This window comes from Streptomyces sp. NPDC057287, from assembly GCF_042667905.1.
GTDB lineage: Bacteria > Actinomycetota > Actinomycetes > Streptomycetales > Streptomycetaceae > Streptomyces.
In genome coordinates this window covers 24259-49649 of sequence record NZ_JBHUYV010000018.1, presented here as the reverse complement: position 1 = coordinate 49649, position 25391 = coordinate 24259, and the positions used below count along the sequence as shown (strand labels likewise).

The following is a 25391-nucleotide window of genomic DNA, read 5'->3' as shown; positions in this document are numbered from 1 at the left end:
GACAGCAGCGCCCGGGGCGCCGTGGCGGGCGTCGCTCACCGCACGGGGAAGCCGAAGGAGTACCCCTCCTGCTTCAGCCAGGGCAGGACCTCGCGCAGGGCGGCCAGGGTCTGGGAGCGCTCGCCTCCCGCGTCATGGAAGAGGACCGTCGGCCCGTTGGCGATCTCGCTCTTGACGGTGGCGACCATGGTGTCGGCACCGGGGTGCTCGAAGTCCTTGGTGTCGACGTTCCATCCCAGCGGACGCATCCCGCGGGACGCGGCGAGGTGCCGGCTGTACGGGGTGAAGGCACCGCCGGGGGCCCGGTAATACTGCGGCCGGACGCCTCCGGACGCTTCGGTGATCATGCGTTCGGCGTCCAGGATCTGCTGGGACTGGTACGCCTCGGACTTGGTGTCCATGGCGGTGTCGTGCGAGACCGTGTGGTTGCACAGCCGGTGCCCGGCCGCCACGACGTCCTTCACCAGGCCGGGGTAGGCCTTGGCCTGTGTGCCCACCATGCAGAACGTGGCCTTCACGCCGTTGTCCTTCAGCAGGCGCAGCACCTGCGGCGTCCACACCGGGTCCGGACCGTCGTCGATGGTGATGTTGACCCCCCGGGCGCCCTGGTCCGAGGCGTGCGCGATGTCCGCCGCCACCTTGGCCACCGGCCGGGCATCGCCCGAGACCCTCGCTTGCGGCTGCCGCCCACCGGCAGGGTCGGCCTGAGCAGTCCACACCGAGGTGGCGGCGGCCAGCGCCGTCACCCCGAGTCCCGCCGCCAGAAGCCGGCTGTGCCATCCCCTTCCCTTGTGCTTTGCCATGTCTGCCCGCCCCTTTGCTGACTCCGCCGATGCCGTGCCCCCATGAAGTCACACGAACGCCCCGACAAGCAGCCCCTGTTACTGATCGCGGACGAATCCGCAGGGGGCCCACGACAAACGCGGGAGTTCGGCGACAGAGGAAGAGCCCGTCAGCAAGCTGACGGGCTCCCGCGAAAGACTGAGGTCTAACCGTGCATCAGGTCAGATCGTCGGTGTGTCGTCGACGATCTCCTTGTGCGGTTCGACAATGAACTTCCAGCCGTCGCTGGGCTCCAGGAACCGCACGCGGGTCGGGTAGATGTCCATGGCGCGACGGTCGCGGTTCTGGTTGTTCGTGTTCTTCCGCCCCCGGGCCGGCTCCTCGTACAGGTCGACCTTGACGTCAGGAACCTCGACGGTTTCCTCGCTCCAGCGCTGAACGATCCCCGCGCCGAACGCGTCCCTCGCGGCCGAGTAGAGCGAGTCCAGGGAATCCGTGTTGCCGCCGGGCACGAAGAGGGCGAGGTTCAGGAGGACGCCCGCACTCTGGAGGACCTCGATCTCCTCACCTGCCTTGTCGGCGATCCAGACACCCGGCTCTTCGGCGTTGTCCGGGAGGACATGAATGTCCCTGCCGAAGATCGTCCTCGCAACGAAGGACCCTCCCTCGAAATTCTTACCCGGCTCCGTGAGGAGAGCCGGGGCGTAGCAGTCGAGAGGAAGGCCATCCATCTCCGCCGAAACGAAGATGGCGTCCTGGAGACCCAATTCCGAAACGTCTCCGGCCGTAAGACGTCGAGCCGTAACCTTCTCGGTATTCACGCCATTCCCCTTTTTTCGTGGCGTCCTGTAAATTCATTTAGGACTATACCATGAGGACAAACAGCCGCGCGCATTCCACGCCCCTGCGCGCTCGTGAAAATGCAGTCGGCTCGTCCGGACATTTCCTCCACAAAGCGGCAGGGGGCTTCTGCGCTGCGCTCCGCTCGAATACGACCCCCACCGCGGTATAAACTCGGGGCCAGAACGACCCGCCATTTTTTCGGGCGATTTTCCTCTTCAGGTCGGCCCGCAGGGCGAACGCAACAGGCCAGGTGCGACGGGAGTTGCCGAAGCCCCGGCATCCCGGCGCTGCGACGCCCGGACGAGCGGGCTCTCCATTCACGGCTCAGGCGGGAGCAAAGGGCAGCACCCGCACCGACGGAACCTTCGCAGAAAGCACCCGCGCCGCGAGATCTACGTGACCGTGAGCATCCGGGCAATACTGGACATCCCCGCCGGTGCAGGAGAACGGCGATCGTGGAAGAGCGCGGCCTTTCCCATGTCCGGTGTTCCGCGGTGGGGTCGGAGAACCCTCCGGAAGGCTCCCGCCGCGCAATCTCGTCGACCAGCTCCAGGATGCGTACGCGGATTGCGTCCTGGATCGGCCGGACCGCATCGATTGCCTTCCCGGCCGGATCGGGGAGTTTCCGGTCGAGTAGCGTGGGCACCTCGCCCGCGATATCGATTCCGGCCTCCGCCAGTGCGTTCGACCACGGCCGGGTTGACGGAATCGGCCGGCGCCGAGCCTGCCGAGCAGCCCCGCACGCGGTCTCCGGCCAGGCGGGTGAGGAATGCGGCGGCCATCTGTGAGCGCCCGACGTTGTGGACGCAGACGAACAGAGCAGAGGAGGGGCAGGCCGCCGGGCCCGCCTGCGCGTGCGGCTGACACCTCCGCGCCGGCAGCGTGCCGCACCCAGCCGTGAGAGCGACCCTGCCTCCGCCGTCCGGAGACTGTGCGGCAGGGCCGGGAATCCGGATGCGCCACGGTGGACAACTCCGCACAATGGCCGGGTCGTTCTCTTCTCCCGACCTCGGAGGTCACCACGTCAGCCGATGAGCCGGTCACCGAATCCCGTCGCGACGTCCTCGCCTGGGCCGGGCTGGACCCGGCGCTCCATCCCTTCGACTGGGACCACGACGAGGAGGTCCGGGTCACCGCTCTGGTCGCGGCCCTCGTACCGCCGGGCCTGTCCGGGCCGGACGCGGGCTGGAGGGCGAAGCACCGGTGCGTGGATCAGGTGACCGCTCTCTTCGCCGAGCGGTACGGGGCGTGGGCGGCCGACTGGAACTGGAGCATCGGGGAGGGCGACAAGGACGGCGGCGTGGTCGGGAACTGGTGCTGCTCGGCGCACTCGGTGGGGACGCCGGAGGAGACCGCGGCCAGGGCCGTGGCCTCCCTGGTGGAGTGGCGGGCCTGGCTGGAGGGTCTCGCCGCGGTCTTCGCCGAGTTGGCCCCGGCGGCGGACGCCGGTCCCGAGCAGCGCAGTTGGCACCTGGAGCGCGCCGCGGTGCGGCTGGTGACACGGGTGCTGGACCGCGGCGATGCGGAAAGCGGCTGGTACGGGAACTGCTACCTGGTGCTGGAGTGGTTCCTCACGTCCTGCGGCATGGCTCGTGCCGAGGCCAGGGCGGCCGTCACCGACGCGATAGGCGGACGCTTCGAAAGCTGGGTCGCGCCGCCGCAGACGCTCATCGACTCGGTCGGCGAGGATCTGGCCGTCGGGGTGACCGGGAGGCTGCCCTACCTCGACCACCGCGAGTACGGCCACCTGGAGGAGCGGCACGACCGGGGGCGGCGTGACCGCGGCTGAGGAGGTTCCCGACTCCCTGGCCGACTGGTGCCGGGTCAGACGGGAGGTGGGCTGGGCGGGGCTCGGCTCGGGAGACGTCACCGGGCCCGTACTCCCGGACGTCGACGGGTTCACCGCCTGGTGCAGGGGGCCGGTCAGCCGTCGTGATCCCGTACGCGCGCGGCGTCTGCTGGCCGCGTACGCGGCCGTCCGCACCGATGCCGCCCACGGCAGGCAGCTGACCTTCGCCCTGCTGGCGGGATGGCAGCGGGTGGTGCTCGACGCGCGTGAGGCGCCCTTCCGCACCGGGGACGCGTATGCGAAGCGGGGGCGTGAGCGGTACGGCCTGACGGCCCGCACCCGGGCGGACTTCTCCTCCTGTCTGCACGGGAGCGGTGACCGGGCCGTGCCGTTGGAGGCGCGTGCCGCCCGGGCCTACCTGGATGTGGCGTTCTTCCATCCCTTCGCCGACGGCAACGCGCGCGCCGCCCTGCTCGCGCTGACCTTCGTGCTCGCCCGGGAGCACGTGTTCCTGGCCGATGTGGGGCCCCTGCAGACCACGCGCTACGCGGACGACGCCGAGGGCGCCGCGGACCTCGCGCTCCTGGTCGGGATTCTCGTACGGGCGTCGGCCGGCCGTGCGCGAGTGGTCGCGGCCGCCCGGCCGTGCGCGAGTCGTCGCGGCGCCATGACGTGAGCCGGGGGCGCGTACGGGGGATCGCCCCGTACGCGCCCCCGGCCTGTCCTGTTGTCACGGGACGAGTGGCACGGGGCCGGTGGTCGCCGGCCGTGCGGTTCCCGGTCGAGCGGTTTCCGGTCGAGCGGTATTCGGTCGAGCGGTTACGGGACGAGCTTGAGGAGCTTGTTCGGGGAACCCGTGCCGACGCCGGTGAGGACGTTGGACGTCGCGCCGTTCACGAGTGCCGAGGCCACGGCGGCCGGGGCGGCGCCGGGGTGGCTCGTCAGGTAGACCGCCGCGGCGCCGGAGACGTGCGGGGCGGCGAAGGAGGTGCCGTTGCCGGTGTAGGTGGCGCTGTCCGACGTGTTCCAGCCGGCGGTGATGGCCGAGCCAGGAGCGAAGATGTCCACGACCGGGCCGTAGTTGGAGTAGGTGGCCCGGGCGTCGGTCCGTGTCGTGGCACCGACGGTGATCGCGGTGTCGACCCTGGCCGGGGAGTAACCGGACGCCAGAGCGCCCGAGTTGCCCGCGGCGATGGAGTAGGTGACTCCGGACGCGATGGAGCGGCGCACCGCGTTGTCCAGCGTGGTGCTGGCACCGCCGCCGAGCGAGACGTTGGCGACGGAGTTGGCCGCGTGGTTGGCGGTGATCCAGTCGACTCCGGCGATCACCCCGGCGGTGGTGCCGGAGCCGTCGTTGCCGAGGACCCGGACCGCGACGATCTTCGCCTTCTTCGCCACGCCGTAGGTGGTGCCGGCGACGGTCGTCGCGACGTGGGTGCCGTGCCCCGCGCCGTCCTGGGCGGTGGCGTCGTTGTCGACGAAGTCGTAGCCGTACGAGGCCCGCCCGCTGATCTCCTGGTGGGTGATGCGCACGCCGGTGTCGAGGACGTACACGGTCGCACCGTTGCCGCCCGTGTCCGGGTAGGTGTACGTGCCGCTGAGCGGGAGGTTGGTCTGGTCGATCCGGTCGAGGCCCCAGGGCGCGCTGCTCTGGGTGGCGGTCGAGTGGACCTTCTGGTCCTGCTCGACCGAGGCGACCGCCGGATCGGCGGCGAGCCGCTCGGCCTCGGCGCTGCTGAGCGTGGCGGCGTAGCCGTTCAGCGCCGAGGTGAAGGTGCGCCGGACCGTGCCGCCGTGGTCGGCTATCAACTGCTTGCCCCGGGCTGCCGACGCCTTGAATCCGGCCGTCGGCCGGAGCGTGACGATGTAGCTTCCGGGCACGGCCTCGGCCGCCCCTGCGTGCAGGACTCTGCCTTCGGGCTGCGCCGCCCCGGCGGGTAAGGCAGCCCCGGCGCCGACGGCCAGCGCCACTGTCGTCACGGTCGCGATCGCTGCGGCGATCCGTCGCCCGGTGTTGCGCACTGCTGACATCGAGAGGTCCTCCTCGAACGGTGGCGCGCCAGGGGTTCGACGCGCCGACGGGTGTGGCGTACGGGGTTCGTCCGCCGCATCCGACGATGGCCGGGCGCGTCCGGCCGGAGCAAGGAATCCCTGGAAGCTGTCATGGTCGCGCCACACTGTTGACCGCACGTCCATCCCGCGTCACACAGGGCAACACGGGCTTCGCACGAGGTGCACGATCCCGGCGGTGCGGAGGCGGCACCACCGGGACGGAACGCGGGCCGGGACGGCGTCAGGCGCCGTTCACGTGGTTCACCGTGCCGCGTCCAGCCAGGGCCTGCGGCCCGGGCCAGTCGGGTGGGTCCCGGTGACGCCCATGACCACCGAGTAGAGGCTCGTCTCCGCGGTGATGAAGAGGCGGTTGCGCTTGACGCCGCCCCAGGAGATGTTGGCCACCGCCTCCGGGACGACGAGCCGTCCCATCAGGGTGCCGTCCGGGTCGTAGCAGTGCACCCCGTCGCCCATGGCCGCGACCCAGAGCCTCCCGCCGTCGTCGAAGCGGAGGTTGTCGAACCGGGCCGCACCGCGGGCCGCCGCCTCGGCGAAGACCCTGCCGTCCGACAGCGTGCCGTCCTCCCGTACGTCGAAGACGCGGACGAAGCCCGCCTTGGTGTCGGACACGTACAGCTGTTGCTCGTCCGAGGAGAAGACCAGCCCGTTCGGCGCGCCGAAGCAGTCGGCGACCAGACGTACGTCGCCGGTGGACGGATCGACGCGGTAGACGTTGTTGGCGCCGATCTCGCTCTCGGCGCGGTAGCCCTCGTAGTCGCTGGTGATGCCGAAGTCCGGGTCGGAGAACCAGACCGAGCCGTCGGACTTCACCGTCGCGTCGTTCGGGCTGTTCAGGCGCTTCCCCTGCCAGCGGTCGGCCAGCACCGTCACCGTGCCGTCGTGCTCGGTCCGCGTCACGCGGCGATTGCCCTGTTCGCAGGAGATGAGCCGCCCCTCACGGTCGAGGGTGTTGCCGTTGGTGTGTCCCGCGGTGCGCCGGAAGACGCTCACGGCGCCGGTCTCCTCGTCCCAGCGGAGCAGCCGGTCGTTCGGGATGTCGCTCCAGACCAGCTGCCGCCAGGCGGGCACGTACACGGGGCCCTCCGCCCAGCGGCAGCCCGTGTACAGGACCTCGAGTCCGTCGTCGCCGTTCATGCACCGCCCCGTGCGGAACCGGTCGTCGAAGCTCTCGTACAGCCCGGGGTGCTCGCTGGTCATGGCCATCCATCCACTCGGCGACGCCGAACACCTCGGCGCAGGCCGAAGGTTGCTGGATCCCCGGAAAAAGATCAAGAGAACCGGGACGGCTCCCGTACGGGAGACCTTGACCACACCGGCCCGGTGCGGGGATGCCGACGGGCCTCCCGGGTGTTGGCGACCGGTGGACCTGCCCCCACCCGATGAACAGGACACGCAGTGACAGACGAGATTGCCCGCCGTGCAGCAGACGCCCTCTCGCGCCCGTTCGCGGTCCGGGGACTGACCTCCCGCAACCGGATCGCCATGGCGCCCATGACCCGGCAGTTCTCTCCGAATGGTGTTCCCGGCCAGGACGTGGCCGAGTACTACGCACGCCGGGCCGCCGGAGGTGTCGGCCTGATCATCACCGAGGGCACGTACGTCGACCACGCCTCCGCGGGCACCAGCGACCGGATCCCGCTGTTCCACGGCGAGGACGCGTTCGCCGGCTGGGCGGGTGTCGCGGACTCCGTGCACCGGGAGGGCGGCGCGATCATCCCGCAGCTGTGGCACGTGGGTGTCACCCGCGCCGAGGGCGCCCCGCCCGTGGCGGACGCGGAGCCGGTCGGCCCGTCGGGCGTGTCCCTGTCGGGCGAGCCCAAGGGGCGCGCCATGACGCAGAAGGACCTCGACGACGTCGTCGGCGCGTTCGCCGACGCGGCCGCCGCCGCCGAGCGTCTCGGGTTCGACGGGGTGGAACTGCACGGCGCCCACGGCTACCTGATCGACCAGTTCCTGTGGGAGGGCAGCAACCGGCGCACCGACGCGTACGGCGGCGACATCGTCGCGCGCACCCGTTTCGCCGCCGAGATCGTGGCCGCCTGCCGCGCGGCCGTGTCCGACGCCTTCCCCCTGTTCTTCCGCATGTCCCAGTGGAAGATGGATGCCTACGAGGCGAAGCTCGCGCAGACGCCCGAGGAGCTGGAGGCCATCCTCACGCCGCTGGCCGACGCGGGCGTCGACGTCTTCCACGCGTCCACCCGCCGCTACTGGCTGCCCGAGTTCGACGACTCCGACCTGAACCTCGCCGGATGGGTGAAGAAGATCAGCGGGCGGCCGACGGTCACCGTCGGCTCGGTCGGGCTCGACGGCGACTTCTTCGGCGCCTTCCAGGGCAACAGCTCCTCGGTCACCGGCGTCGACCAGCTGCTGGACCGGATCGAGCGCGACGAGTTCGACATGGTCGCCGTGGGACGGGCGCTCATCGCCGACCCCGAGTGGGCCGCGAAGACACTGCGGGGGCGCACCGAGGACATCACGCCCTTCGCGGCGGAGATGCTGAAGACCCTGCGCTGATCCGTCCGGACCGGGGCCGGGGACGCGGCGGACGGACCTCCGCCGCGCCCCGGCCGCGTGCGTTCCCGCGCCAGGCTCCGGGGAGGGGCCTGAGAACCGGGTCAGCAGTCGCCGGCCCCCAGGGACCCCGTGAGGCGGAGGACCTCCCCGGCGTCGAGGCCGAGCCGGGCTGCCCAGACCAGGGCTTCGTCGAGAGTCGCGTCGGTGTCGGTCAGGCAGGCGGCGGCGAGGCCGGGCGGAGTCCTGCCCGCGTCCAGCAACGCGCCCCACTGGTCCCGCGTGAGCGCGAGGTAGCGGAGGCCCTCCAGCTCGGACAGAACGGCCAGGTCGGCGACTTCGGCCTCCGCCAGGTCGAGGCCGTGCAGTCGGGGGACGGTGCGCAGCGGGGTCAGATCGGCCGGAGTGGTGGCGGTCTCCAGGCCGAGGGAGGCAAGGTGGGCGTGCCCGGCGAGCGGGGTCAGATCGCCGCCTGCGAGCCTGACGCGCAGCGCTTCGACCGGCAGGTCGCGTACGGGCGACAGGTCGGCGGTGGTGGAGCGGTTGAGGTGGATACGACGGAGGCCGCGCGCCGCGGCGAGGGGGGCGAGGTCGACGAGCCCGTCGGCGTCGTTGATGTGTACGGCCTGCAGGGCGGGCCGGACCTCGTCGGGGATGCTGCCGACGATCTCCCGGCGGTTCCGGGGCCGGTCGGGTTCGACCAGCTCGAGGTGGTCGTCCTCCTTCTCGTAGGCGCCCCGGTCCAGCAGTTCCAGACAGCGGCCCAGGAGCGACGTGACCGAGTCGGCGACGTAGGCCGGTCCCCTGTCGTGGTCGCGGCCGGTGTGGATGACCTGGCCGGGACGGCCGTTGCGGGCCGGGACGGTGTCGACGGCCAGGTAGTTGCCGTCCTCACCTGAGGCGAAGCGCAGCCAGCCGGGGTGCCCTCCGCAACGGCGCACCGTCTCTGCGGGGTCCGCGTCGAAGATCACGGCGTCCCACTCGAGTCCCCAGCCGGACCAGGGGGGTTCGGCGGCTCCGTAGCCGCTGCGCGCCGTGACGAGGTGTCTCAGCGGGAGCCAGGTGTTGCCCTGGAACAGGTAGCGGGGTTCGCGGCCGACGCAGTCACCGTCCGCGAGCAGGTACAGCGCCCGCAGATCGGCGGGCAGGCGGTGGCCGAGCTCGCGTTCGGCGGCGTCGATCGCGGCGGGGGTGGCAGGCGGGGGCAGCTCCTCACGGCGACCGAGGATCGCGGCCCGCCGCTCCATGTAGGCGCGGAACCGGGCCACGGCCAGCTCCGGGTCGCCGGCCGGCCCTGCGGTACCGGCCTCCTGCCGCATGCCCGGCCGGGACACCCGGTGGCCGGCGTCCAGGACCGCGCGGAAGCCCCGGCCCGTCCCGGTCACCCGGCGGACGGCGTCGTCACACGCCACGAGCCGGTACTCCCCGGAGGGCCGGATCCGGATCTCGATGCCGGCGGATTCCCCGCCGCGCTCCTGGAGCACCGCCTCGATCAGGGGCCTGATCTCCGTCCAGAGCCGCGGCAGATGGGCGCCCCCGGAGCCCTCGCCGGAGACGTAGCCGCCGCTCATCGACGTGCTGCCCGCGTCAGCCCGGCAGTGCAGCACCGCCTCGCTCCAGCCGCCGGGCGCCTTCGCCACGATCGCCTCGACGACCGCTCGCGCCGCCTGCTCCACCATGGTCCGCTCCCCTGCCGTCGACGGTCCCGGGGATCATGCCAGCTGCCACCGACACCTCCCCCGGAGCCGCCGGATTCCGAGGCGGGAACGGGGAGGGCACGAGGAGGGGGCGGGGAGGGCACGAGGAGGGGGCGGGGAGGGGACGGGGAGGGCCCGCACAGCCCCGTGCGCGAATTCCGCCTGCCCGGACCGTGCTCCGTGTAGAGTTTTTGAGTCCTGTCGTCTCCGATAGAGGTGGACGTTGCGCATCTGAGGTCCGCGATCATCGCGCGGTACGGCCCCTGCCGTAGCCCGTCACGCCCTGTCGGCTTTCTGCCGCCCCGTGACCCACCGCGTGGATGCGACCTCGGTGCATCAGCCGTCCCCCGTTTCTCCGGAGGACCGCACCCCTTCCTCTCCCGGCCGGTCGCCGCGTGGTGCTCGCACACGAAGCCCCTGTTCACATGCTTGCGACTGCGAGGACCACATGTCCCATCCCACTACGCCCGCCGCGTCCCTCAGCTGCTCCGCCCTGTCCTTCGGGTGGCCGGACGGCACCGAGGTCTTCGACGGGCTCTCCCTCAGCGTCGGCCGGGGCCGCACCGGGCTCGTCGGGACCAACGGTTCCGGCAAGTCGACCCTGCTGCGGCTGCTGGCCGGCCGGCTGAAGCCCTCCGCGGGCTCGGTCACCGTCGGCGGACACCTCGCCTACCTCCCGCAGAACCTGACCCTCGACACGGACCTCCGCGTCGAGGACGCCCTCGGCATCACCGAGCGGCGTACGGCGCTGCGCGCGATCGAGGCCGGCGACGTCGCCGAGCAGCACTTCGAGACGGTCGGCGACGACTGGGACGTCGAGGAGAGGGCCCTGGCGACCCTGGGTTCCCTCGGCCTGGACGACGTCGGTCTCGACCGCACGGTGGGGCAGATGTCCGGCGGCGAGACCGTGCTGCTGCGGCTGGCCGCACTGCTCCTGGAACGCCCCGACGTGCTGCTGCTCGACGAACCGACCAACAACCTCGACGTCTTCGCGCGACGGCGGCTGTACGAGGCCGTCGAGTCCTGGCGCTCCGGCGTGCTCGTCGTGGTCAGCCACGACCGTGACCTGCTGGAACGGGTCGACCGCATCGCGGACCTGCGCTCCGGTGAGGTGAGCTGGTACGGGGGCGGCTGGTCGGCCTACGAGGAGGCGCTGGCCACCCAGCAGGAGGCGGCCGGACGCATGGTGCGGGCCGCCGAGTCCGACGTGCGCCGCCAGAGACGCGAGCTGGAGGAGGCCCGGGTCAAGGTCGCCCGCCGCCAGCGGCACAACAAGAAGATGGACGCCGAGAGGCGTGCGCCGAGGATCGTCGCGGGCGCGCACAAGCGGTCCTCCCAGGAGGCGGCGGGCAAGCTCCGCGGCCTGCACGAGGACCGTCTCCAGGAGGCGCGGGACCGGCTCGACACGGCGTCGGAGGCGATCCGGGAGGACGCCGAGATCCGGGTACGGCTCCCCCACACCGCCGTGCCCTCGGGGCGGACGGTCCTGAGCGCGCACGGGCTGCGACCCCGCTTCGGCACCCTGCGCGACGGCGAACTCCACGTCCAGGGCCCCGAACGCATCGCGCTGATCGGGCGCAACGGGGCGGGCAAGACGACACTGCTGCGCACCCTCACCGGGGAGCTCGCGCCGGAGTCCGGCGAGGCCAGGACCTTCGTGCCGCTGCGGTTCCTGCCGCAGCGCCTGGATGTGCTGGACGACGCGCTGGGCGTCGCGGCGAACGTGGCCCGCGCGGCGCCCGGGACCACCGACAACGAGATCCGCTCGCAGCTCGCCCGCTTCCTCTTCAAGGGGGCGCGCGCCGAGCAGCCGGCGGGCACCCTCTCGGGCGGGGAACGCTTCCGTGCCGCCCTCGCGGCGACGATGCTCGCCACCCCCGCCCCCCAGCTGCTGCTGTTGGACGAGCCGACCAACAACCTGGACCTGGCGAGCGTGCGTCAGCTGACGAGCGCCCTCGAGTCCTACGAGGGCGCGCTGATGATCGCCGGCCACGATCTGGCGTTCCTGGAGTCGGTCGGCATCACCCGCTGGCTGCTCGTGGGGGAGGAGCTCACGGAGCTGGACGCCGAGGAGGTACGCGCGCTGCTCGGCGCACCCGACGCGATCGGGTGACCGGTGGTCTACTGGAAGGGTGCGGGCCGTGCTCCGGGGCCCGTACCCGCCACCACCGACCGCCGATCCGGATCCCGTCATGCACCCTCATGGATTCCGAGGAATCTCCCGGGCCCTCGCGGGCGCGGGCGTCGTCCTGCTGGCAGCCGGAGGGCCGACGGCGGTGGCCGCCGCCGGCCCTCCCCCGGCCGCCCCGGTGGCAGCCCCCGCCACGGCCGGCCCGGCAGCCGAAGCCCCGTCCGACCGGACCGACCCGCGCACCGCGACGGCGGAGCTCACCATCCCGTCGATCGGTGTGGAGGACCTTCGCGTCGTGCCTTACGAGGGGACGACGGACGACACCCCGGGGACCCGTGTCCAGGACCGGGGGGTGGCCGCCAGCCCGTACGGCGAGGACGGCGGCGTCGGGCCGGGCGAGGTGGGGAACTACCTGGTGACGGCCCACCGGCTCTCCGCCGGTGGCCCGCTCCGCGACCTGCCGTCGCTCGGGAAGGGCGACACGGTCCGCGTCACGGAGGGCGGCACGGTGTACGAGTACCGGATCACGGAGACCCGGCTGACGTCCTTCCGGTCCGAACGCTCGCTCGCCGAGCAGCGCGCGGAGGTCCCCGGCGAACCGGGCGAAAAACCGACCCGGGCGATGATCACCCTCTCCACCTGTGCGACCCCGGAGGACGACGCGGCCGGCAACCACTGGCGCGACGCGCACCACAACCCGGAGCACCGCATCGACAGGATCGGCGTACTGGTCTCCTCCCGGCCCGCGTGAACCCGGCGTCGCGAACCCGGCGCGCGTCGCGGACCGGCGCGTGACCCCTGCTCCGCCGTGACGCGCCCGCCTGCCGGGGGGGGCTTTCCCGAACCGCCCCTCATGAACCTCCGGGCATGTCGGTCGGCAGCTCCAGCCAGCGGGCCGTACCCGGCTCGACGACGTACGCGCTGCCGTCCAGCCTGACCCGCACCCCCGGCCGCTCCGAGTCCGGTACGGCGATCCTGAGGCGCTCGGCGCGCAGGCGCAGGTCCACGTCCCAGTGCCGCCGGAAGCGGAGCCGCATGCGGAACTTCGAGAGCTGGGGCAGCGTGGCGGGCGCGAGCCACAGGGCGTCGTCGCGGGTCTCCAGGCCGGTCATGCCACGCTGGACGAAGTCGAGGGTGCCGGCCATCGCCCCCAGGTGGATGCCCTCCTCGGTCGTGCCGCCCTGGATGTCGGCGACGTCACCGATCAGCGCCTCCTCGCAGTACGCCCAGGCGTCGTCGCGGTGCACCCGGGCGAGCACCCAGGCGTGGACGAGGGAGCTGAGGGTGGAGCCGTGGCTCGTCCGCCCCGTGTAGTAGTCGACGGTGGCCCGCCAGGTCTCGTCGTCGAGTTCGTGGCCGAGCCGCCGGAACAGCGCGGCGAGTTCCTTGGGGGAGAAGAGGTAGCCGAGCATCAGCACATCGGCCTGCTTGGACGCCTGGTAGCGGTTGACGGTGTCGCCCTCCGCCTCCAGGATCCGGTCGAGGCGCCTGATGTCGCCGTACCGCTGCCGGTAGGCCGCCCAGTCCAGCTCGTCCAGGTCCCCGTATCCGGCGAACTGGCTGATCACGCCACGGTGGTACGGGATCCGCAGCCGTCGGGAGATGTCGTCCCAGCGGTCGAGCTCGGAGGGGTCGAGCCGGATCAGTTCGAGCAGCTGCCGGCACCGGCTCGGGGGCAGGGAGCCGCAGAGCTCGACGGCGCGTTCGAGCACCCAGGCCGCCGTCACGTTGGTGTACGTGTTGTCGTCGAGCCCCGCGGCATCGGAATCCGGATAGGCGTCGTGGTACTCGTCGGGTCCGACGACCCCGCGGATGCGGTACCGCCCGAGGGAGTCGTCCCACTCGGCGCTCTCCGCCCAGAACCGGGCGATCTGCAGGATCATCTCGGCGCCCTTGGAGTAGAGGTACTCCGTGTCGCCGGTCGCCTGGCAGTACTGCCACACGTTGTAGGCGACGGCCGAGCCGACGTGGTGCTGGAGCCGTGAACGGTCGGGGAGCCAGCGGCCCGAGCGCGGGTTGAGGTGGAGCTCCTGTGTCTCCTCACGCCCCTCGTCGGCGCTCTGCCACGGATACATCGCGCCGCCCCTGCCCACCGCCTCGGCCGCCGCGCAGGCCGCGGGCAGGCGGCGGTGCCGGTAGTCGAGCAACCCCCGGGACACCTCCGGGAGATGCATGTTCAGGAAGGGCAGGACGAACAGCTCGTCCCAGAAGACGTGCCCCCGGTACGCCTCACCGTGCAGCCCTCTCGCCGGTACGCCGACGTCGAGTTCCGCGGTGTGCGGCGAGAGGGTCTGCAGCACGTGGAAGAGGTGCAGCCGCAGGATCCGCCCGGGCTCACCCGGCACCTCCAGCTTCACCTGTTGCCACAGGTCCTTCCAGGCCCGGCGGTGCGAGGCCCGCAGCCGGGAGTAGGCCGGGGCGTCGCCCACCGCGGACACGGCCGCCCTGAGCGGGCTGCCGATCGCCGGGTCGCGTGACGTGTAGAGACCGACCGTCTTGTCGACGACGGCACCGGCGTCCGGGGTGAGCGGGAGCAGCAGCCGCTGGTGGACCGCGCGGGGCTGCTGCTCCGGTTCGGCCCGGTGGTCGCCGTTGCGCTCCGGTCCGCAGGAGGCCACGGTGCGGGCGGCGAGGGCGATGCCGATGTCCGACTCCACCGTGCGGCAGCGCAGCCACACCATGGAGCCCGGCTCCGTACCCGTCTCCCAGCCGGTGAGGTGGCGGTCGGCCAGTGCCCGGTAGCGCGCGACTCCGCTGTTACGGATGTCGCCGTCGATCCCGGCCTCCACCTCCAGCTCGCCCGACCACCCCTCGGCGGTGAACACCGTGTGCAGCGCCGCGAGATGAGGCTCGCCCATGTGCACCAGGCGTTCCTGCTCCACCGTCAGCCGGCGGCCGTCGCCGTCCTCGTACACCGAGCGGCGCAGCAGGGTTCCGCCACGCAGGTCGAGCGACTGCCGGTGGTCCGTGAGGTGGGCGTGGTCAGGGCTCAGCCACGGTCCCGGGCGGGCACCGGCCGGACGGATGCGGTAGCGGAGCGGGAGCCAGTTGGGGAGGTTGACCACATCCTCGTTCTCGACCTGCCGGCCCTGGACGGACGAGGTCAGCCGGTTGTAGCAGCCCGCGACATAGGTGCCCGGGTAGTGCGTTTCGCCCGCCGGTGTCTCGGGTGCGGCGCCCCGGGTCGCGAAGTAGCCGTTGCCGAGGGTGCACAGCGCTTCGCGCAGCCGCTCCTTCGCCGGGTCGTATCCCTCGTACGCCCAGACCCAGCCGCGCGCCATCAGTCCTCCCCCGTGATCAGCAGGTCTCCCGGGTCGGCCACCACGAGGTCCGCGCCGTGGCGGCGCAGGTCGCCGGCGCCCTCCGGGCTGTCGGTCCGGTCGACGCCGATGACCAGCCCGAAGCCGCCCCGCCGGCCCGCCTCCACCCCGGCCAGAGCGTCCTCCAGTACCGCCGTCTCCCCGGCCGGGACCCCCAGCCGCCGTGCCGCCTCGGTGAACAGCGCGGGGTCCGGTTTGCCGGGCAGTTCCAGACGGCGCGCCTCGTTGCCGTCGACCACCGCCGTGAACAGCTCCAGGAGACCGGCCCCGGCGAGGAGCTCGGTCGCGTGCCGGGACGCGGACGCGGCGGCGAGCGGCACCCGCGCGTCGTGCAGCACGTGCAGCAGGCGGACCGTCCCCGGCCAGACCGCGATGGGGTCGGTGCGCAGACTCAGGGTGAACGCCTCCTCCTTGCGTGCGGCGACGGCCCGCACCGTCCCGGTGCCCGGAGGATCGTCCGGGCTGCCCTCGGGAAGGTCGATGCCTCTCGACGCGAGGAACGCGGCGGCTCCGTCCATGCGCGACCGGCCGTCGACGTGGCGCCGGTAGTCCTCCTCCTCGTCGAAGGGCCGCTGCCCCTCGTGGGAGGCGAGGCAGGCGTCGAAGGCCTCCTTCCAGGCCGCGGCGTGCACCGGGGCGGAGTCGGTGATCACACCGTCCGTGTCGAACACGACGGCGTGCACGGAGAGCAGGACTGCGGCCGGTGACGGTGCGCGTGCCATGACCGGGTGGTCCCTTCGTCGAGGCGTCCCCCGATTCCATGGCACCAGGTTCCGGCCGGGGCCGCCCCTTGTGGGGTCCGGAGCCCGCTCCGCGGCGACGTGGGGCCGTCCTCGGAGATCACCCCCGGCAACCACCTCGAGTAAAAAGTCGCAAAAGTTCCCTTGCATGCCCTTTGGTACTACCGTGAAGACATGGCCAGTACCGAGCGTCAGACCGACCGGCAGGCGGAGTACGCGTGTCCGGCCTGCAAGCAGCCCGTCGCGACCGAACTTGCGCGGCACAAGACCCTCGGCATCTTCGTCCCGCACTGGGGGCCGGGGCCTTGCCACAACCCCCGGTGCCACCGGCACGTGGAGTCCGGGGAAGCCGCGAACGCTGCCCGGGACGCGGATTCCGTAGGCCGGTAGGAGTGTTCCACCGAGATCGCCCGTGCTCACGGGCATGCCTGACCGGGACTGCGCGGACGCCCTGATCCGCTCCGGCCTCCCGTGCCGTCGGCGCGATGGCCCGGATCGTCGGCAGCCCGACTGCCTCTGCGTGTCCTGCTCGGGTCCGGCCTCCGGCTCCGGCCACGCCACCGGCTTCACCCGCACCGCCTCGGTCGCCGACTGCCCTGCCGTACACCGGGTGACGACCGCGTTCGACCGGTCCGTTCGTGTGACCCGCCGCTACGCTGCTCATCCGCGCGCTCGACGCCCTCGCCGCGCGCTGCACGTCCTTCACCCGTGACGCCTCCTTCGGCACCGACCGCCGTGTGTTCTTCCTGCCCGAGGATGTGGCTCCGCCCGCCGGACCCGCCGGTGGTGCGTCGGACTCCGCCGAACTCCTCGTCCTGCTCGACTCCCTGGCCGGTCCCGCAGCGGTCACCCGCGAGGTCGACGGCCTGATGTCGCTCCAGCGCTTCTCCCGGCTCCGCGAGGCCGCCGGTCCCCACTCCTCACGTCTACGTGGTGGACGCGTTTCCGCGTGACAACTCGTCCGGCACCATGGCCGTCACGGTTCAGGCGTTCAGCCGGAGGCGCTGACCGGGGAAGATGAGGTGCGGGCCCTGGTCCAGGACCTCGCGGTTCAGCTCGTACAGCGCGGGCCAGCCACCGGACACATCCGCACGCTCGGCGATCACCGACAGGACGTCGCCCTGCTCGACGACGTACGTCTCCTCGTCGGCCAGGTCCTCGGAGTAGTGAGTCGCGCCGTCGTCACTGCCGGCCGAGCCGCTGTTCCCGCTGTCGTTCCGGCTCCCCGCGGAGCTGCCGGAGGACGAGCTGCCCGAGGACGAGCTACCGGAGGACGAACTGCCGGACGACGCGTTCTGGGACGATCCGCTGTTCGAGCTGCCGGTCGACTGACGCTCGGGCGCCGACTGGGCCGTGTCGCTCCGGTCGGAACCGCCCTGCGAGGACGAGGACGAGGAGGACGACGACGAGCTCGACGAACCGTTCGCACCGAGGCGTCCGCAGGTGGGCCAGGCGCCCATTCCCTGGGAGCGTGCGACACGTTCGCCGACGGCGATCTGCTCGGACCGGGTGGCGAGGTCCGCGCGGGGTGCGTACTGCCCGCCGCCGTAGGCCCGCCAGGTGGAGGGGGCGAACTGCAGGCCGCCGTGGTAGCCGTTGCCGGTGTTGGTGTTCCAGCGGCCACTGCTCTCGCACGCGGCGATGCGGTCCCAGTCCGTACCGGCCGCGACGCCCGTGACGGTCGGTGCGACGGCGGCCCGGGCGGGGACGGCCTGAGCCGGTACCGCCTGCGCGGAAGCCTGCGCGGGGGCCTGGGCCGGGGCGGCTGCGGCGCTGCGGCCGGAGAGGCCCAGCACGCTCAGGAGGACGAGCAGAAGGGCGAGCACCGATTCGACGGGCCGCTTGGCGAGGGGTGATGCCGGCATGACGGTATTCCTCCGCTGTGCTCCGGATGGTGTGCAAGGGCACGAACAGATAAGCCGCCGATATTCTTTTCAGTGGGCTTTGACGCGTTCAACGCCCGCACATTCACTCGGGTGGAGGGTCTTCCATGGCACTGTTCGGTAACGCGCACACCGTCGATCCGGCTTCCGCGCAGCGGGACTACGCCCGGCTCCTCGGGCCGGGCGAGCAGGTACAGGCCGCATACCTGCTGATCCGCGACACGATCCTGTTCACCGACCGCAGGCTCGTCCTCGTCGACAAGCAGGGAATCACCGGCAAGAAGGTCGAGTACCACTCCGTCCCGTACCGGAGCATCACGCACTTCGCGGTCGAGACGGCCGGCACCTTCGACCTGGACGCCGAACTCAAGATCTGGATCTCCGGCTCCGCCACCCCGATCCAGAAGACCTTCACCAAGGGCGTCGACATCTACGAGGTGCAGGCCGTCCTCACCCAGTACGTCGCCCGCTAAGGGCTGTCCCGTAATCCCCGGTGGATCAGCGCGCGGCGTCAGATGCGGTGCATCGCAGGGCGGAGGGGCGTCCGCATACTGGATGTATTCGCGCGTTCCGACAACGCGGCGAGGTGCCGTAGCTGTCGTCGTGCGCCCGCCAGGGATTACGGGACAGCCCTTGGGGGCTCTCGCACGGAGCGGACCGGGCCGGGGAGCGGCGTCGGGACCGGGCGGAGCGGGTACGGTCCGCGAACGGCCCTGAGGGCTGCGCGCGGGCGTTACCGCTTCTGGGCCCGGAGCCGGGCCATCTCCGCCCGGATCGCCGGGAGTTCGCGGTAGAGCGCCTCGCCGGGGCAGTACGTCTGGAAGGTGTCCCGGTGCCCGGCCACGGCGTGGAGGTACACGACCTCACCGCGCCTGTACAGACTCTCGTCGTTCGTCGACACCATGCGCACGATGCCCCGCGGATCGATGGACCGGTCCAGCTTCCACGCCCCCACCTTCGCGATCCCCTCGATGAGCGCCTTCGGCACCGGTACGCCGGGGTCGAAGGTGCCGAGGGCCGCGATCCCCACACTGTGCGCGTTGAACCCGGTGGCGTGGGCCCCGCGGACGGAACGGCCGACACCGCCCGCCCTGCCCTCGTATATCGTCCCGCAGCGGTCGACGACGAAGTTGTAGCCGATGTCGTCCCAGCCCTCGCCCCGGACGTGCGCCTCCTCCATCGCCCGGAGCATCCTGGGCGCGTCGGCGCAGTCGTATCCGTTGGTGTGCCCCGTGTGGTGGACGAAGACGGCCTTCACCGTCCCCGTGTACACCGCGTCCTCCTTCACCAGGCTCTCGTCCGCGTGCCACTGCGCCCGGCTGACGATCGCCGGCCGGTGTGCCCCGGCCGGCGCCGCCGGTTTCGCGGTGGCCGAATCGGGCGCGGCGAGCCGGACCGGCGCATCCCGGAACACCAGGAAAGCCAGCGGCACGACCATGGCGCACACGACTGTTCGGCGAAGCCACATAGGGCCACCATGCGCGCTGACCAGCCACTTCGCAGGCAGCCGCACCCGATCGGGTGACGGGTGACGGCAGTGCACGGCGGTCAGGAGACGGGGACCGCCCGCTGCTGCTCGATGATGCGTGCCGCCCGGTGCGGGGAGGTGTCGAGGCGGGCCAGGACGCCCGGGACCGCGTTGTTGGGGAGGATGAGCTCGAAGAGGGCCGAGATCTCGTTCACCAGCTCCGGCGGCTCGGCCATCGACTCGGTCACCAGCTGGACCCCGGTCCACGCCCCCACGAAGAGCCGGGACGTGGCACCGGGGTCGACGTGCGGAAGGAGCTCGCCCCGGTCCTTGGCCTCGGTGAGGATCTCCGTGCCGAGGGAGATCCAGTCCGGCCAGCGGGTGCCGAACAGCCCGCGCGCCCGCGGGTCGACGGACAGCCGGATCGAGGCACTGAGCAGGGGTTCCCGGGGCAGCCGGTAGGCGAGCAGCAGGGCTATGTCCACCCATTCCTGCAGCTTGAAGGTCTGCGGGGTGACCCCGTCCGAGGTCACCGCCTCCTGGAGGACACCGCGGGCCAGCTCCTCCTTCGACGTGAAGTGGAAGTAGAGCGCGCCCCGCGTGAGCCCGGCGCGCTCGAGGATCGCGGCGATCGTGGCGGCGTCGTAGCCGTGCTCGTCGAAGACCTCGGCGGCGGCTTCCAGGAAGATTCTGCGCGTGCGGATCGCCCGTTGCTGTCGTGCCAACTCGCGCTCCCCTTGAATGTGGCCTGACGCTTCTTCAAAAAGTACCGGTGAACCGGTATCATATCAGCGCCGTACAGACCATTTTGCGCCATGTCCGGGAGGGCCGTGCCCGACATACCTGCTGCTCCGCGGCCGCCGGAAGCCGTGACGGAGGGCCGGGGCGGTATCTCCGAGGAGTACGTTCACCTCGGACGTTCCGACATGGTGTTCCTCACCGACTGGCGCCGCGAGGAAGATGGCGAGTTCTCGCTCACCGCGAGGTGGCCCGCCCCCGCGGCCGGGCTGCCCTACGACCCCCGGGTGCTCACGCAGACCATCCGGCAGAGCGGTCTGGTCATCGCACATGCGGCGTACGGCGTGCCTCTCACCGATCAAACCCTGCTGCATTACTTCGACTTCACCGTACTCCCGGGATTCAGCGTCTCCCCCGAGGGACCTTGCGGCCTCTCCGTCGAGGTGTCCGTCACCGAGCCCAAGAAGCGCGGCCGGTCGGTCAGTTCGCTCAGCATGGACGTCCGCGTGCTCCAGGGTGGCAGCACGGCGGCCCGAGCGGACTCCGAGTTCGGCTGGATCTCTCCGCGCGCCTACCGCCGGCTTCGCGGTGAACACCTCACCGTCGACTGGAACACATGGCCGCTGCCCGCCCCGGTCGACCCCCGCACGGTCGGACGCCCGGCCCCGGTCGACGTGGTCCTGGCCGCCGGGGACCGCCCCCTCCGCTGGGAGCTGCGCAACGACGTGGACAACACCGTGCTGTACGACCACCCGGTCGACCACGTCCCGGGCCTCGTCCTGATGGAAGCCGCCCACCAGGCCGCGCACGCCGCCCTGCACCCCGTTCCCTTCGAAGCGACCACCGTCACCAGCGCGTTCGAGCGGTACGCCGAATTCGACCGCCCCTGCTGGATCGAGGCGGAGGTCCTGCCGGCCGCCCCCGGGGAGACCTCGGTCCTGGTCACGGCGACACAGGACCGCGAGACGGTCTTCCGGGGGCGGCTGAGCGGCCCCTGCGGCTGATGTCCGCCGGCCAGAGGGCTCACCGGCGCCGCGAAATCACTGGTTGATGAAGCCGCCGTCCACCGGCAGGACCGTGCCCGTGAGGAACGGGCACCGGTCACTGAGAAGCCAGGCGGCCGCGTTCGCTATCTCCTCGGGCTCGGCCGTACGCCCCTGTGGGGTACGGCTGTTGACCATCTCCTCCAGGCCGGGGTTGCGCCCGAACCAGTCGGCGGTGATCTCGCTGCGTGTAGTGCCGGGCGCCACCGCGTTGACCCTGATGCCCTGTTGGGCGTACTCGTCCGCCGCGGCCCTGGTGAGACCGACGACCGCATGTTTGGCCGCGATGTAGGGCGCGGCGGCCGGTATGGCGACCAGGCCGCCCACACTGCTGTTGTTCACGATGGAGCAACTGCCCGTGTTCTGCAGCATGGCCGCTATCTCGTGCCGCAGGCAGTTCCAGACGCCGCGCACGTTCGTGTCCATCACCGCGTCGTAGACGTCATCGCCCATGAGGTGCAGGGGAGTTCGGTCTCCGCCCAGCCCCGCGTTGTTGAATGCCGAGTCCAGCCGCCCGTAGGTGTCGACGGTGAAGTCCACGGCTCGCGCGGCGTCTTCGGCCACCGTGACGTCGCAGACGACGTAAGAGGCTTGTGCCCCCTTGTCCTTCAACTCGGCCACCAGCCCGGCCAGTCGGTCCTCCCGGCGGGCTGCCAGGACGACCGTCGCGCCTTCCTCGGAGAACACGCGTGCCGCCGCCGCGCCGATACCGCTGCTCGCCCCGGTGATCAGGACGACTCTGTCGTGGAGAAGATCGCTCATGGCCGCAGTCTGGCAGGCCGGGGGCGGCACGACCACGGCTCTTCGCGTACCGCGCGGTCCGCCGGGCCCCACGGCCGCTCCGGTACGTGCTCGGGCGCCGGGTGCTACTGGAACGGCCGCCCGTTCCGCGGCCCCGGGACACGACGCACGGCCACCGCGAAAACAGACCGATCGTCCTGTTTTCGGATGGTCCTCATGAAAAAGCCGACGGCCGATCGCAGACCCTGTGCCCGCCCGTAGGGCCCGCGATACCGCACCTCGGACGTGCCGACGGGTTCAGCCGCTTCGATGGTCCAGAAGCGCTCGGCCCCGGGGACGTGACCGCTCCCGTGCCCGGCCCCGGAGAGGTGCTCGTCACCCCTGAGGCCGCCGGGGTGAACGTCGCGGACACCCGCCAGGTGGACGGCTCAGCAGCCCGGGTGCGGCCCGGAGAGAGCGTCGTCGCCCGGCGAGAGCGTCGTCGTGGGCTTCGGGGCGGACGCCGTGACCACCTACCCCCTCGCGGAAACGCCGGCCCCACCCGTGACCGGCGGCAGCCACCCGCTCGCCGGGGCACGGCGCGCCCCTGAGGAGCTGCTCGCGCGCAGGACCACCGGGAAGGCCGTCCCGGCCCCCTGAGCGGGCCCCGGGCGCCTGCTCAGCCGATGACGTACGTCGTGCCGAGGAGTGTGGCGTGCTCCAGGACGTCCTCCAGCGGATCGTCGATCTGCCCCGTCGCGATCAACGCCACCTGCGGCCCGTTGTGCGCGTCGGTGTGGGTCTCGTCCGCCTGGGCCGCTCCGGCCGGAAGCACGGCCGCCAGCACGGCCACCCCGAACGCGGTCAGCTTGGTCTTCATGTTCGTCCCGTCCCCTCGCAGGACCGCCCGTACGGCCCGGAACGATCTTCGCGGCACGGGCCCGGGCGGTCGCGCGGACACGAGCCGCGCGCCGGAGGACTGTTACAGACGTCCCCGCTTCGGCGGACAGCCGGGAGCCCCCGCACGCACCGCACCCCCGGGCCAGAAGGGCCCGGGGGTGCGGCTGTGCTGCGTGGGAGCGGCGGCTCAGAGGTCGCTGGGCGTCCCGAGCATCGCGGACGCGTTCTCCAGCGGGGTGAGCGGCGCCGCGGGAGCGGGCACCTCCGCGGGCCGGCAGGTGAAGCCGAGACGCGTCAGCGCCCTGGTCACCTCGCCGGCGGTGAAGTCCCGGCGGTCCTGGCGGGTGATGATCTCGCCCACCTGCTTGACGGGGTAGACACGGCGGCTGATGACCACCGCGTCACCGGTGACGGGTTCGGGCTTGATGCCCTTCATCGAGTCCTCCACCTCGTTCTTGAACAGATCGAAGGGGAAACGGGCGATGACACAGCGCATGGTGCCTCAACAAGGTCGAAGAGAATGCCGGACTGGGTCGGCCGGGCTGCCGGCCGGGTGGCTACGCGGCCTTGTTGGACCGGCGCTGCGCCGCCGCTGCCCGCGCCTGCGGCGTCGCCGTGTTGGCGTTGGAGCGGCGCCCCTGGCCGGGACGCGCGCCGCGTCGGCCGCGAGGACCGGAGCCGCTGCCCTTGCGCTCGGTCACCGGCGAGGTGATCGTGACGGGCACGCCCGAAGGAGCCTGGGCGCCGGTGATGCGGTTGAGCTCGGCCTCGCCGGAGCGGACCTGGGCGATCTGGGGCGTGATCCCCGCGTCGGCCATCAACCGGGTCATCTCGCGGCGCTGGTTGGGCAGCACGAGCGTGACGACACTGCCGGACTCCCCTGCGCGGGCGGTACGGCCGCCACGGTGCAGGTAGTCCTTGTGGTCGCTCGGCGGGTCGACGTTCACCACGAGGTCGAGGTTGTCGACGTGGATGCCGCGGGCCGCGACGTTCGTGGCGACCAGCACCGTGACGTGACCGGTCTTGAAGCGGTCCAGGGTGCGGGTGCGCTGCGGCTGCGACTTGCCGCCGTGCAGCGCGGCGGCCCGGACACCGCTGTGCAGCAGGTGGTCGGTGAGCTTGTCCACGGCGTGCTTCGTGTCCAGGAACATGATCACCCGGCCCTCACGGGCGGCGATCTCGGTGGTCGTGGCGTACTTGTCGGCGCCCTGGACGTAGAGCACGTGGTGCTCCATCGTCGTCACCGCACCGGCCGCGGGGTCCACGGAGTGGACGACCGGGTCGTGCAGGTAGCGGCGGACCAGCAGGTCCACGTTGCGGTCCAGGGTGGCAGAGAACAGCATCCGCTGACCGTCGGGGTTGACCTGGTCCAGCAGCTCGGTGACCTGCGGCATGAAGCCCATGTCGGCCATCTGGTCGGCCTCGTCGAGGACGGTGATGGCGACCCGGTCCAGCCGGCAGTCGCCGCGCTCGATGAGGTCCTTGAGCCGGCCCGGCGTGGCGACCACGACTTCGGCGCCGCCGCGCAGCGCGCTGGCCTGGCGGCCGATCGACATGCCGCCGACGACCGTGGCCAGCCGGAGCTTGAGCGACCGGGCGTACGGGGTGAGCGCGTCGGTCACCTGCTGGGCCAGCTCCCGGGTGGGGACGAGGACCAGGGCGAGCGGGCGGCGCGCGTCCGCGCGGTTGCCCGCGGTGCGGGCGAGCAGGGCCAGGCCGAAGGCGAGCGTCTTGCCCGACCCGGTGCGGCCGCGGCCCAGGACGTCACGTCCGGCGAGCGAGTTCGGCAGGGTGGCCGCCTGGATGGGGAACGGCACGGTCACGCCCTCGGCGCCCAGCGCCGCGAGCAGCGGCTCGGGCATGTCCAGGTCCGCGAAGGCCTCGGCGGCCGGAAGGGCGGGGGTGATGGTCACCGGCAGGGCGAATTCACCCGTGACGGCGGAGGAGCGGCGGCCGTAGCCGCCGGAGCGCTTCGGCCCGCCGGAACGGCCCTGCGAACCGGGGGCGCCCTGCCTGCCGGACCCCGCCGAGCGGAATCCGTTGGCGGTGCGGCTGCCCGCGGATCCGCCGGAACGCGTACGGGAAAATCGGTCGTTCGTGCGAGATGTGCGATCGCGGTTCAATGGAGAACCCTTCCCTCGAATGGCACGTATCGAGGGATTCTTTCCGGGCGGCTGCAGCCATGTACGGCGCCAAGAATCGCAAGAACGAGCCGGTGAAATAACGAAAGACGAAGCCCGTCCGGCGGATGAACCAGCCGGATTCGGCACTTCATATGACTGCAGATAACCGCCGTGCCGTGAACCGCGCGCACCGGGAATTACTCCATCGGTGCGACCGTGCGGCAACGGCCGGGAAAACGCAACGAGCTGGGGCCCGCACCCCAAGGTGCGGGCCCCAGCTGCGCCGTACGCCTGAGCGATCAGGCGGGGGTGATGTTCTCCGCCTGCGGGCCCTTCTGGCCCTGCGTGACGTCGAAGTTCACCTTCTGGCCTTCCTGCAGCTCGCGGAAGCCCTGGGCGGCGATGTTCGAGTAGTGGGCGAAGACGTCAGCGCCGCCACCCTCCTGCTCGATGAAGCCGAAACCCTTTTCCGCGTTGAACCACTTCACGGTGCCAGTAGCCATGTCATATCTCCTTCGGGGCGTTGCCCGTGGGCCCGCACTGTGCGAGCCCTACGTCGCCGCAAATGATTGCCCCGTCCGGAAGAGACCGGAAATACAAAAGTGCACCCGCCGGAGTGAAAACGGCAA

25 protein-coding genes and 1 pseudogene are annotated in these 25391 nt (G+C 71.6%); 10 read left to right on the top strand and 16 right to left on the bottom strand.

Annotation, left to right across the window (positions count from 1 at the left end):
* Positions 1 to 35: 35 nt before the first annotated feature.
* The 3 genes and pseudogenes from ACFUNE_RS29290 to ACFUNE_RS29280 all read right to left on the bottom strand — a co-directional run.
* A complete protein-coding gene (locus ACFUNE_RS29290) occupies positions 36 to 803 on the bottom strand; it encodes a polysaccharide deacetylase family protein (RefSeq protein ID WP_383574238.1) in 768 nt (255 codons plus the stop codon).
* Between the two features lie 201 nt (positions 804 to 1004).
* Complete coding sequence (locus tag ACFUNE_RS29285) at positions 1005 to 1604, bottom strand: hypothetical protein (protein WP_383574236.1); 600 nt, start codon at positions 1602 to 1604, stop codon at positions 1005 to 1007.
* A gap of 551 nt (positions 1605 to 2155) precedes the next feature.
* Positions 2156 to 2408 (bottom strand): annotated as a pseudogene (locus ACFUNE_RS29280) (phosphotyrosine protein phosphatase); the annotation flags it as partial.
* Positions 2409 to 2590: 182 nt separating this feature from the next.
* On the opposite strand from ACFUNE_RS29280, the gene ACFUNE_RS29275 reads away from it, so the two are divergent.
* Together ACFUNE_RS29275 and ACFUNE_RS29270 are read left to right on the top strand one after the other, a co-directional pair.
* Positions 2591 to 3415: a hypothetical protein gene (locus ACFUNE_RS29275; protein ID WP_383574234.1), complete on the top strand. Its 825-nt coding sequence runs from the start codon at positions 2591 to 2593 to the stop codon at positions 3413 to 3415.
* Complete coding sequence (locus tag ACFUNE_RS29270; RefSeq protein WP_383574233.1) at positions 3402 to 4091, top strand: Fic family protein; 690 nt, start codon at positions 3402 to 3404, stop codon at positions 4089 to 4091. The genes ACFUNE_RS29275 and ACFUNE_RS29270 overlap by 14 nt, the downstream gene beginning before the upstream one ends.
* Before the next feature lie 143 nt (positions 4092 to 4234).
* Here ACFUNE_RS29270 and ACFUNE_RS29265 read toward each other — a convergent pair whose 3' ends face one another.
* Both ACFUNE_RS29265 and ACFUNE_RS29260 read right to left on the bottom strand, forming a co-directional pair.
* On the bottom strand, positions 4235 to 5446 hold the full coding sequence (locus tag ACFUNE_RS29265) for a S8 family peptidase (protein ID WP_383574231.1): 1212 nt from the start codon (positions 5444 to 5446) through the stop codon (positions 4235 to 4237).
* A 282-nt stretch (positions 5447 to 5728) separates the two neighbouring features.
* Positions 5729 to 6685 carry an SMP-30/gluconolactonase/LRE family protein gene (locus ACFUNE_RS29260; protein WP_383574230.1) on the bottom strand — a complete coding sequence of 319 codons (957 nt, stop codon included), beginning with the start codon at positions 6683 to 6685 and terminating at the stop codon, positions 5729 to 5731.
* Positions 6686 to 6883: 198 nt separating this feature from the next.
* Between ACFUNE_RS29260 and ACFUNE_RS29255 the strand changes: the two genes are divergently transcribed.
* Entirely contained in the window at positions 6884 to 8002 is a 1119-nt protein-coding gene (locus ACFUNE_RS29255) for an NADH:flavin oxidoreductase (RefSeq protein WP_383574228.1), read from the top strand.
* A gap of 101 nt (positions 8003 to 8103) precedes the next feature.
* Here the strand turns inward: ACFUNE_RS29255 and ACFUNE_RS29250 are convergent, their stop codons facing one another.
* Positions 8104 to 9678 (bottom strand): SMI1/KNR4 family protein, encoded by a 1575-nt coding sequence (locus ACFUNE_RS29250; protein WP_383574226.1) that lies wholly within the window; start codon positions 9676 to 9678, stop codon positions 8104 to 8106.
* Positions 9679 to 10144: 466 nt separating this feature from the next.
* Between ACFUNE_RS29250 and ACFUNE_RS29245 the strand changes: the two genes are divergently transcribed.
* Both ACFUNE_RS29245 and ACFUNE_RS29240 read left to right on the top strand, forming a co-directional pair.
* Positions 10145 to 11809 carry an ABC-F family ATP-binding cassette domain-containing protein gene (locus tag ACFUNE_RS29245; protein WP_383574224.1) on the top strand — a complete coding sequence of 555 codons (1665 nt, stop codon included), beginning with the start codon at positions 10145 to 10147 and terminating at the stop codon, positions 11807 to 11809.
* Positions 11810 to 11888: 79 nt separating this feature from the next.
* Positions 11889 to 12578 (top strand): class E sortase, encoded by a 690-nt coding sequence (locus ACFUNE_RS29240; protein WP_383574222.1) that lies wholly within the window; start codon positions 11889 to 11891, stop codon positions 12576 to 12578.
* A gap of 100 nt (positions 12579 to 12678) precedes the next feature.
* On the opposite strand, the gene ACFUNE_RS29235 is transcribed toward ACFUNE_RS29240, so the two are convergent.
* Together ACFUNE_RS29235 and ACFUNE_RS29230 are read right to left on the bottom strand one after the other, a co-directional pair.
* Positions 12679 to 15108: a glycoside hydrolase family 65 protein gene (locus ACFUNE_RS29235; protein WP_383574220.1), complete on the bottom strand. Its 2430-nt coding sequence runs from the start codon at positions 15106 to 15108 to the stop codon at positions 12679 to 12681.
* Positions 15108 to 15869: an HAD family hydrolase gene (locus ACFUNE_RS29230; RefSeq protein ID WP_383574218.1), complete on the bottom strand. Its 762-nt coding sequence runs from the start codon at positions 15867 to 15869 to the stop codon at positions 15108 to 15110. The genes ACFUNE_RS29235 and ACFUNE_RS29230 overlap by 1 nt, the downstream gene beginning before the upstream one ends.
* Positions 15870 to 16061: 192 nt before the next feature.
* Here ACFUNE_RS29230 and ACFUNE_RS29225 point away from each other — a divergent pair, with 192 nt between their 5' ends.
* On the top strand, positions 16062 to 16277 hold the full coding sequence (locus ACFUNE_RS29225) for a hypothetical protein (protein WP_383574216.1): 216 nt from the start codon (positions 16062 to 16064) through the stop codon (positions 16275 to 16277).
* Between the two features lie 347 nt (positions 16278 to 16624).
* The gene (locus tag ACFUNE_RS29220) at positions 16625 to 16840 is read left to right on the top strand and encodes a hypothetical protein (protein WP_383574214.1); all 216 of its coding nucleotides are present in this window, start codon (positions 16625 to 16627) and stop codon (positions 16838 to 16840) included.
* A 30-nt stretch (positions 16841 to 16870) separates the two neighbouring features.
* On the opposite strand, the gene ACFUNE_RS29215 is transcribed toward ACFUNE_RS29220, so the two are convergent.
* Entirely contained in the window at positions 16871 to 17752 is an 882-nt protein-coding gene (locus ACFUNE_RS29215) for a transglycosylase family protein (RefSeq protein ID WP_383574212.1), read from the bottom strand.
* A 125-nt stretch (positions 17753 to 17877) separates the two neighbouring features.
* Between ACFUNE_RS29215 and ACFUNE_RS29210 the strand changes: the two genes are divergently transcribed.
* Complete coding sequence (locus ACFUNE_RS29210) at positions 17878 to 18243, top strand: PH domain-containing protein (RefSeq protein WP_383574210.1); 366 nt, start codon at positions 17878 to 17880, stop codon at positions 18241 to 18243.
* Between the two features lie 260 nt (positions 18244 to 18503).
* On the opposite strand, the gene ACFUNE_RS29205 is transcribed toward ACFUNE_RS29210, so the two are convergent.
* Both ACFUNE_RS29205 and ACFUNE_RS29200 read right to left on the bottom strand, forming a co-directional pair.
* Positions 18504 to 19238: a peptidoglycan recognition protein gene (locus ACFUNE_RS29205; protein ID WP_383574208.1), complete on the bottom strand. Its 735-nt coding sequence runs from the start codon at positions 19236 to 19238 to the stop codon at positions 18504 to 18506.
* A gap of 80 nt (positions 19239 to 19318) precedes the next feature.
* On the bottom strand, positions 19319 to 19963 hold the full coding sequence (locus tag ACFUNE_RS29200; RefSeq protein ID WP_383574206.1) for a ScbR family autoregulator-binding transcription factor: 645 nt from the start codon (positions 19961 to 19963) through the stop codon (positions 19319 to 19321).
* 105 nt (positions 19964 to 20068) lie between these two features.
* On the opposite strand from ACFUNE_RS29200, the gene ACFUNE_RS29195 reads away from it, so the two are divergent.
* Entirely contained in the window at positions 20069 to 20980 is a 912-nt protein-coding gene (locus ACFUNE_RS29195; RefSeq protein ID WP_383574204.1) for a ScbA/BarX family gamma-butyrolactone biosynthesis protein, read from the top strand.
* Positions 20981 to 21016: 36 nt separating this feature from the next.
* On the opposite strand, the gene ACFUNE_RS29190 is transcribed toward ACFUNE_RS29195, so the two are convergent.
* Positions 21017 to 21781 (bottom strand): glucose 1-dehydrogenase, encoded by a 765-nt coding sequence (locus tag ACFUNE_RS29190; RefSeq protein ID WP_383574202.1) that lies wholly within the window; start codon positions 21779 to 21781, stop codon positions 21017 to 21019.
* A gap of 483 nt (positions 21782 to 22264) precedes the next feature.
* Between ACFUNE_RS29190 and ACFUNE_RS29185 the strand changes: the two genes are divergently transcribed.
* A complete protein-coding gene (locus tag ACFUNE_RS29185) occupies positions 22265 to 22399 on the top strand; it encodes a hypothetical protein (protein ID WP_383574200.1) in 135 nt (44 codons plus the stop codon).
* A 19-nt stretch (positions 22400 to 22418) separates the two neighbouring features.
* On the opposite strand, the gene ACFUNE_RS29180 is transcribed toward ACFUNE_RS29185, so the two are convergent.
* The 4 genes from ACFUNE_RS29180 to ACFUNE_RS29165 all read right to left on the bottom strand — a co-directional run bounded on the left by ACFUNE_RS29180 (position 22419) and on the right by ACFUNE_RS29165 (position 25265).
* Positions 22419 to 22619: a hypothetical protein gene (locus ACFUNE_RS29180; protein ID WP_383574198.1), complete on the bottom strand. Its 201-nt coding sequence runs from the start codon at positions 22617 to 22619 to the stop codon at positions 22419 to 22421.
* Positions 22620 to 22826: 207 nt separating this feature from the next.
* Positions 22827 to 23135, bottom strand: a complete 309-nt coding sequence (locus ACFUNE_RS29175) for an SCO5918 family protein (RefSeq protein WP_383574196.1) — start codon at positions 23133 to 23135, stop codon at positions 22827 to 22829.
* A gap of 61 nt (positions 23136 to 23196) precedes the next feature.
* Entirely contained in the window at positions 23197 to 24762 is a 1566-nt protein-coding gene (locus ACFUNE_RS29170) for a DEAD/DEAH box helicase (protein WP_383574194.1), read from the bottom strand.
* 299 nt (positions 24763 to 25061) lie between these two features.
* Positions 25062 to 25265, bottom strand: coding sequence for a cold-shock protein (locus ACFUNE_RS29165; RefSeq protein ID WP_031090619.1), 204 nt, complete (start codon positions 25263 to 25265; stop codon positions 25062 to 25064).
* Positions 25266 to 25391: the final 126 nt, after the last annotated feature.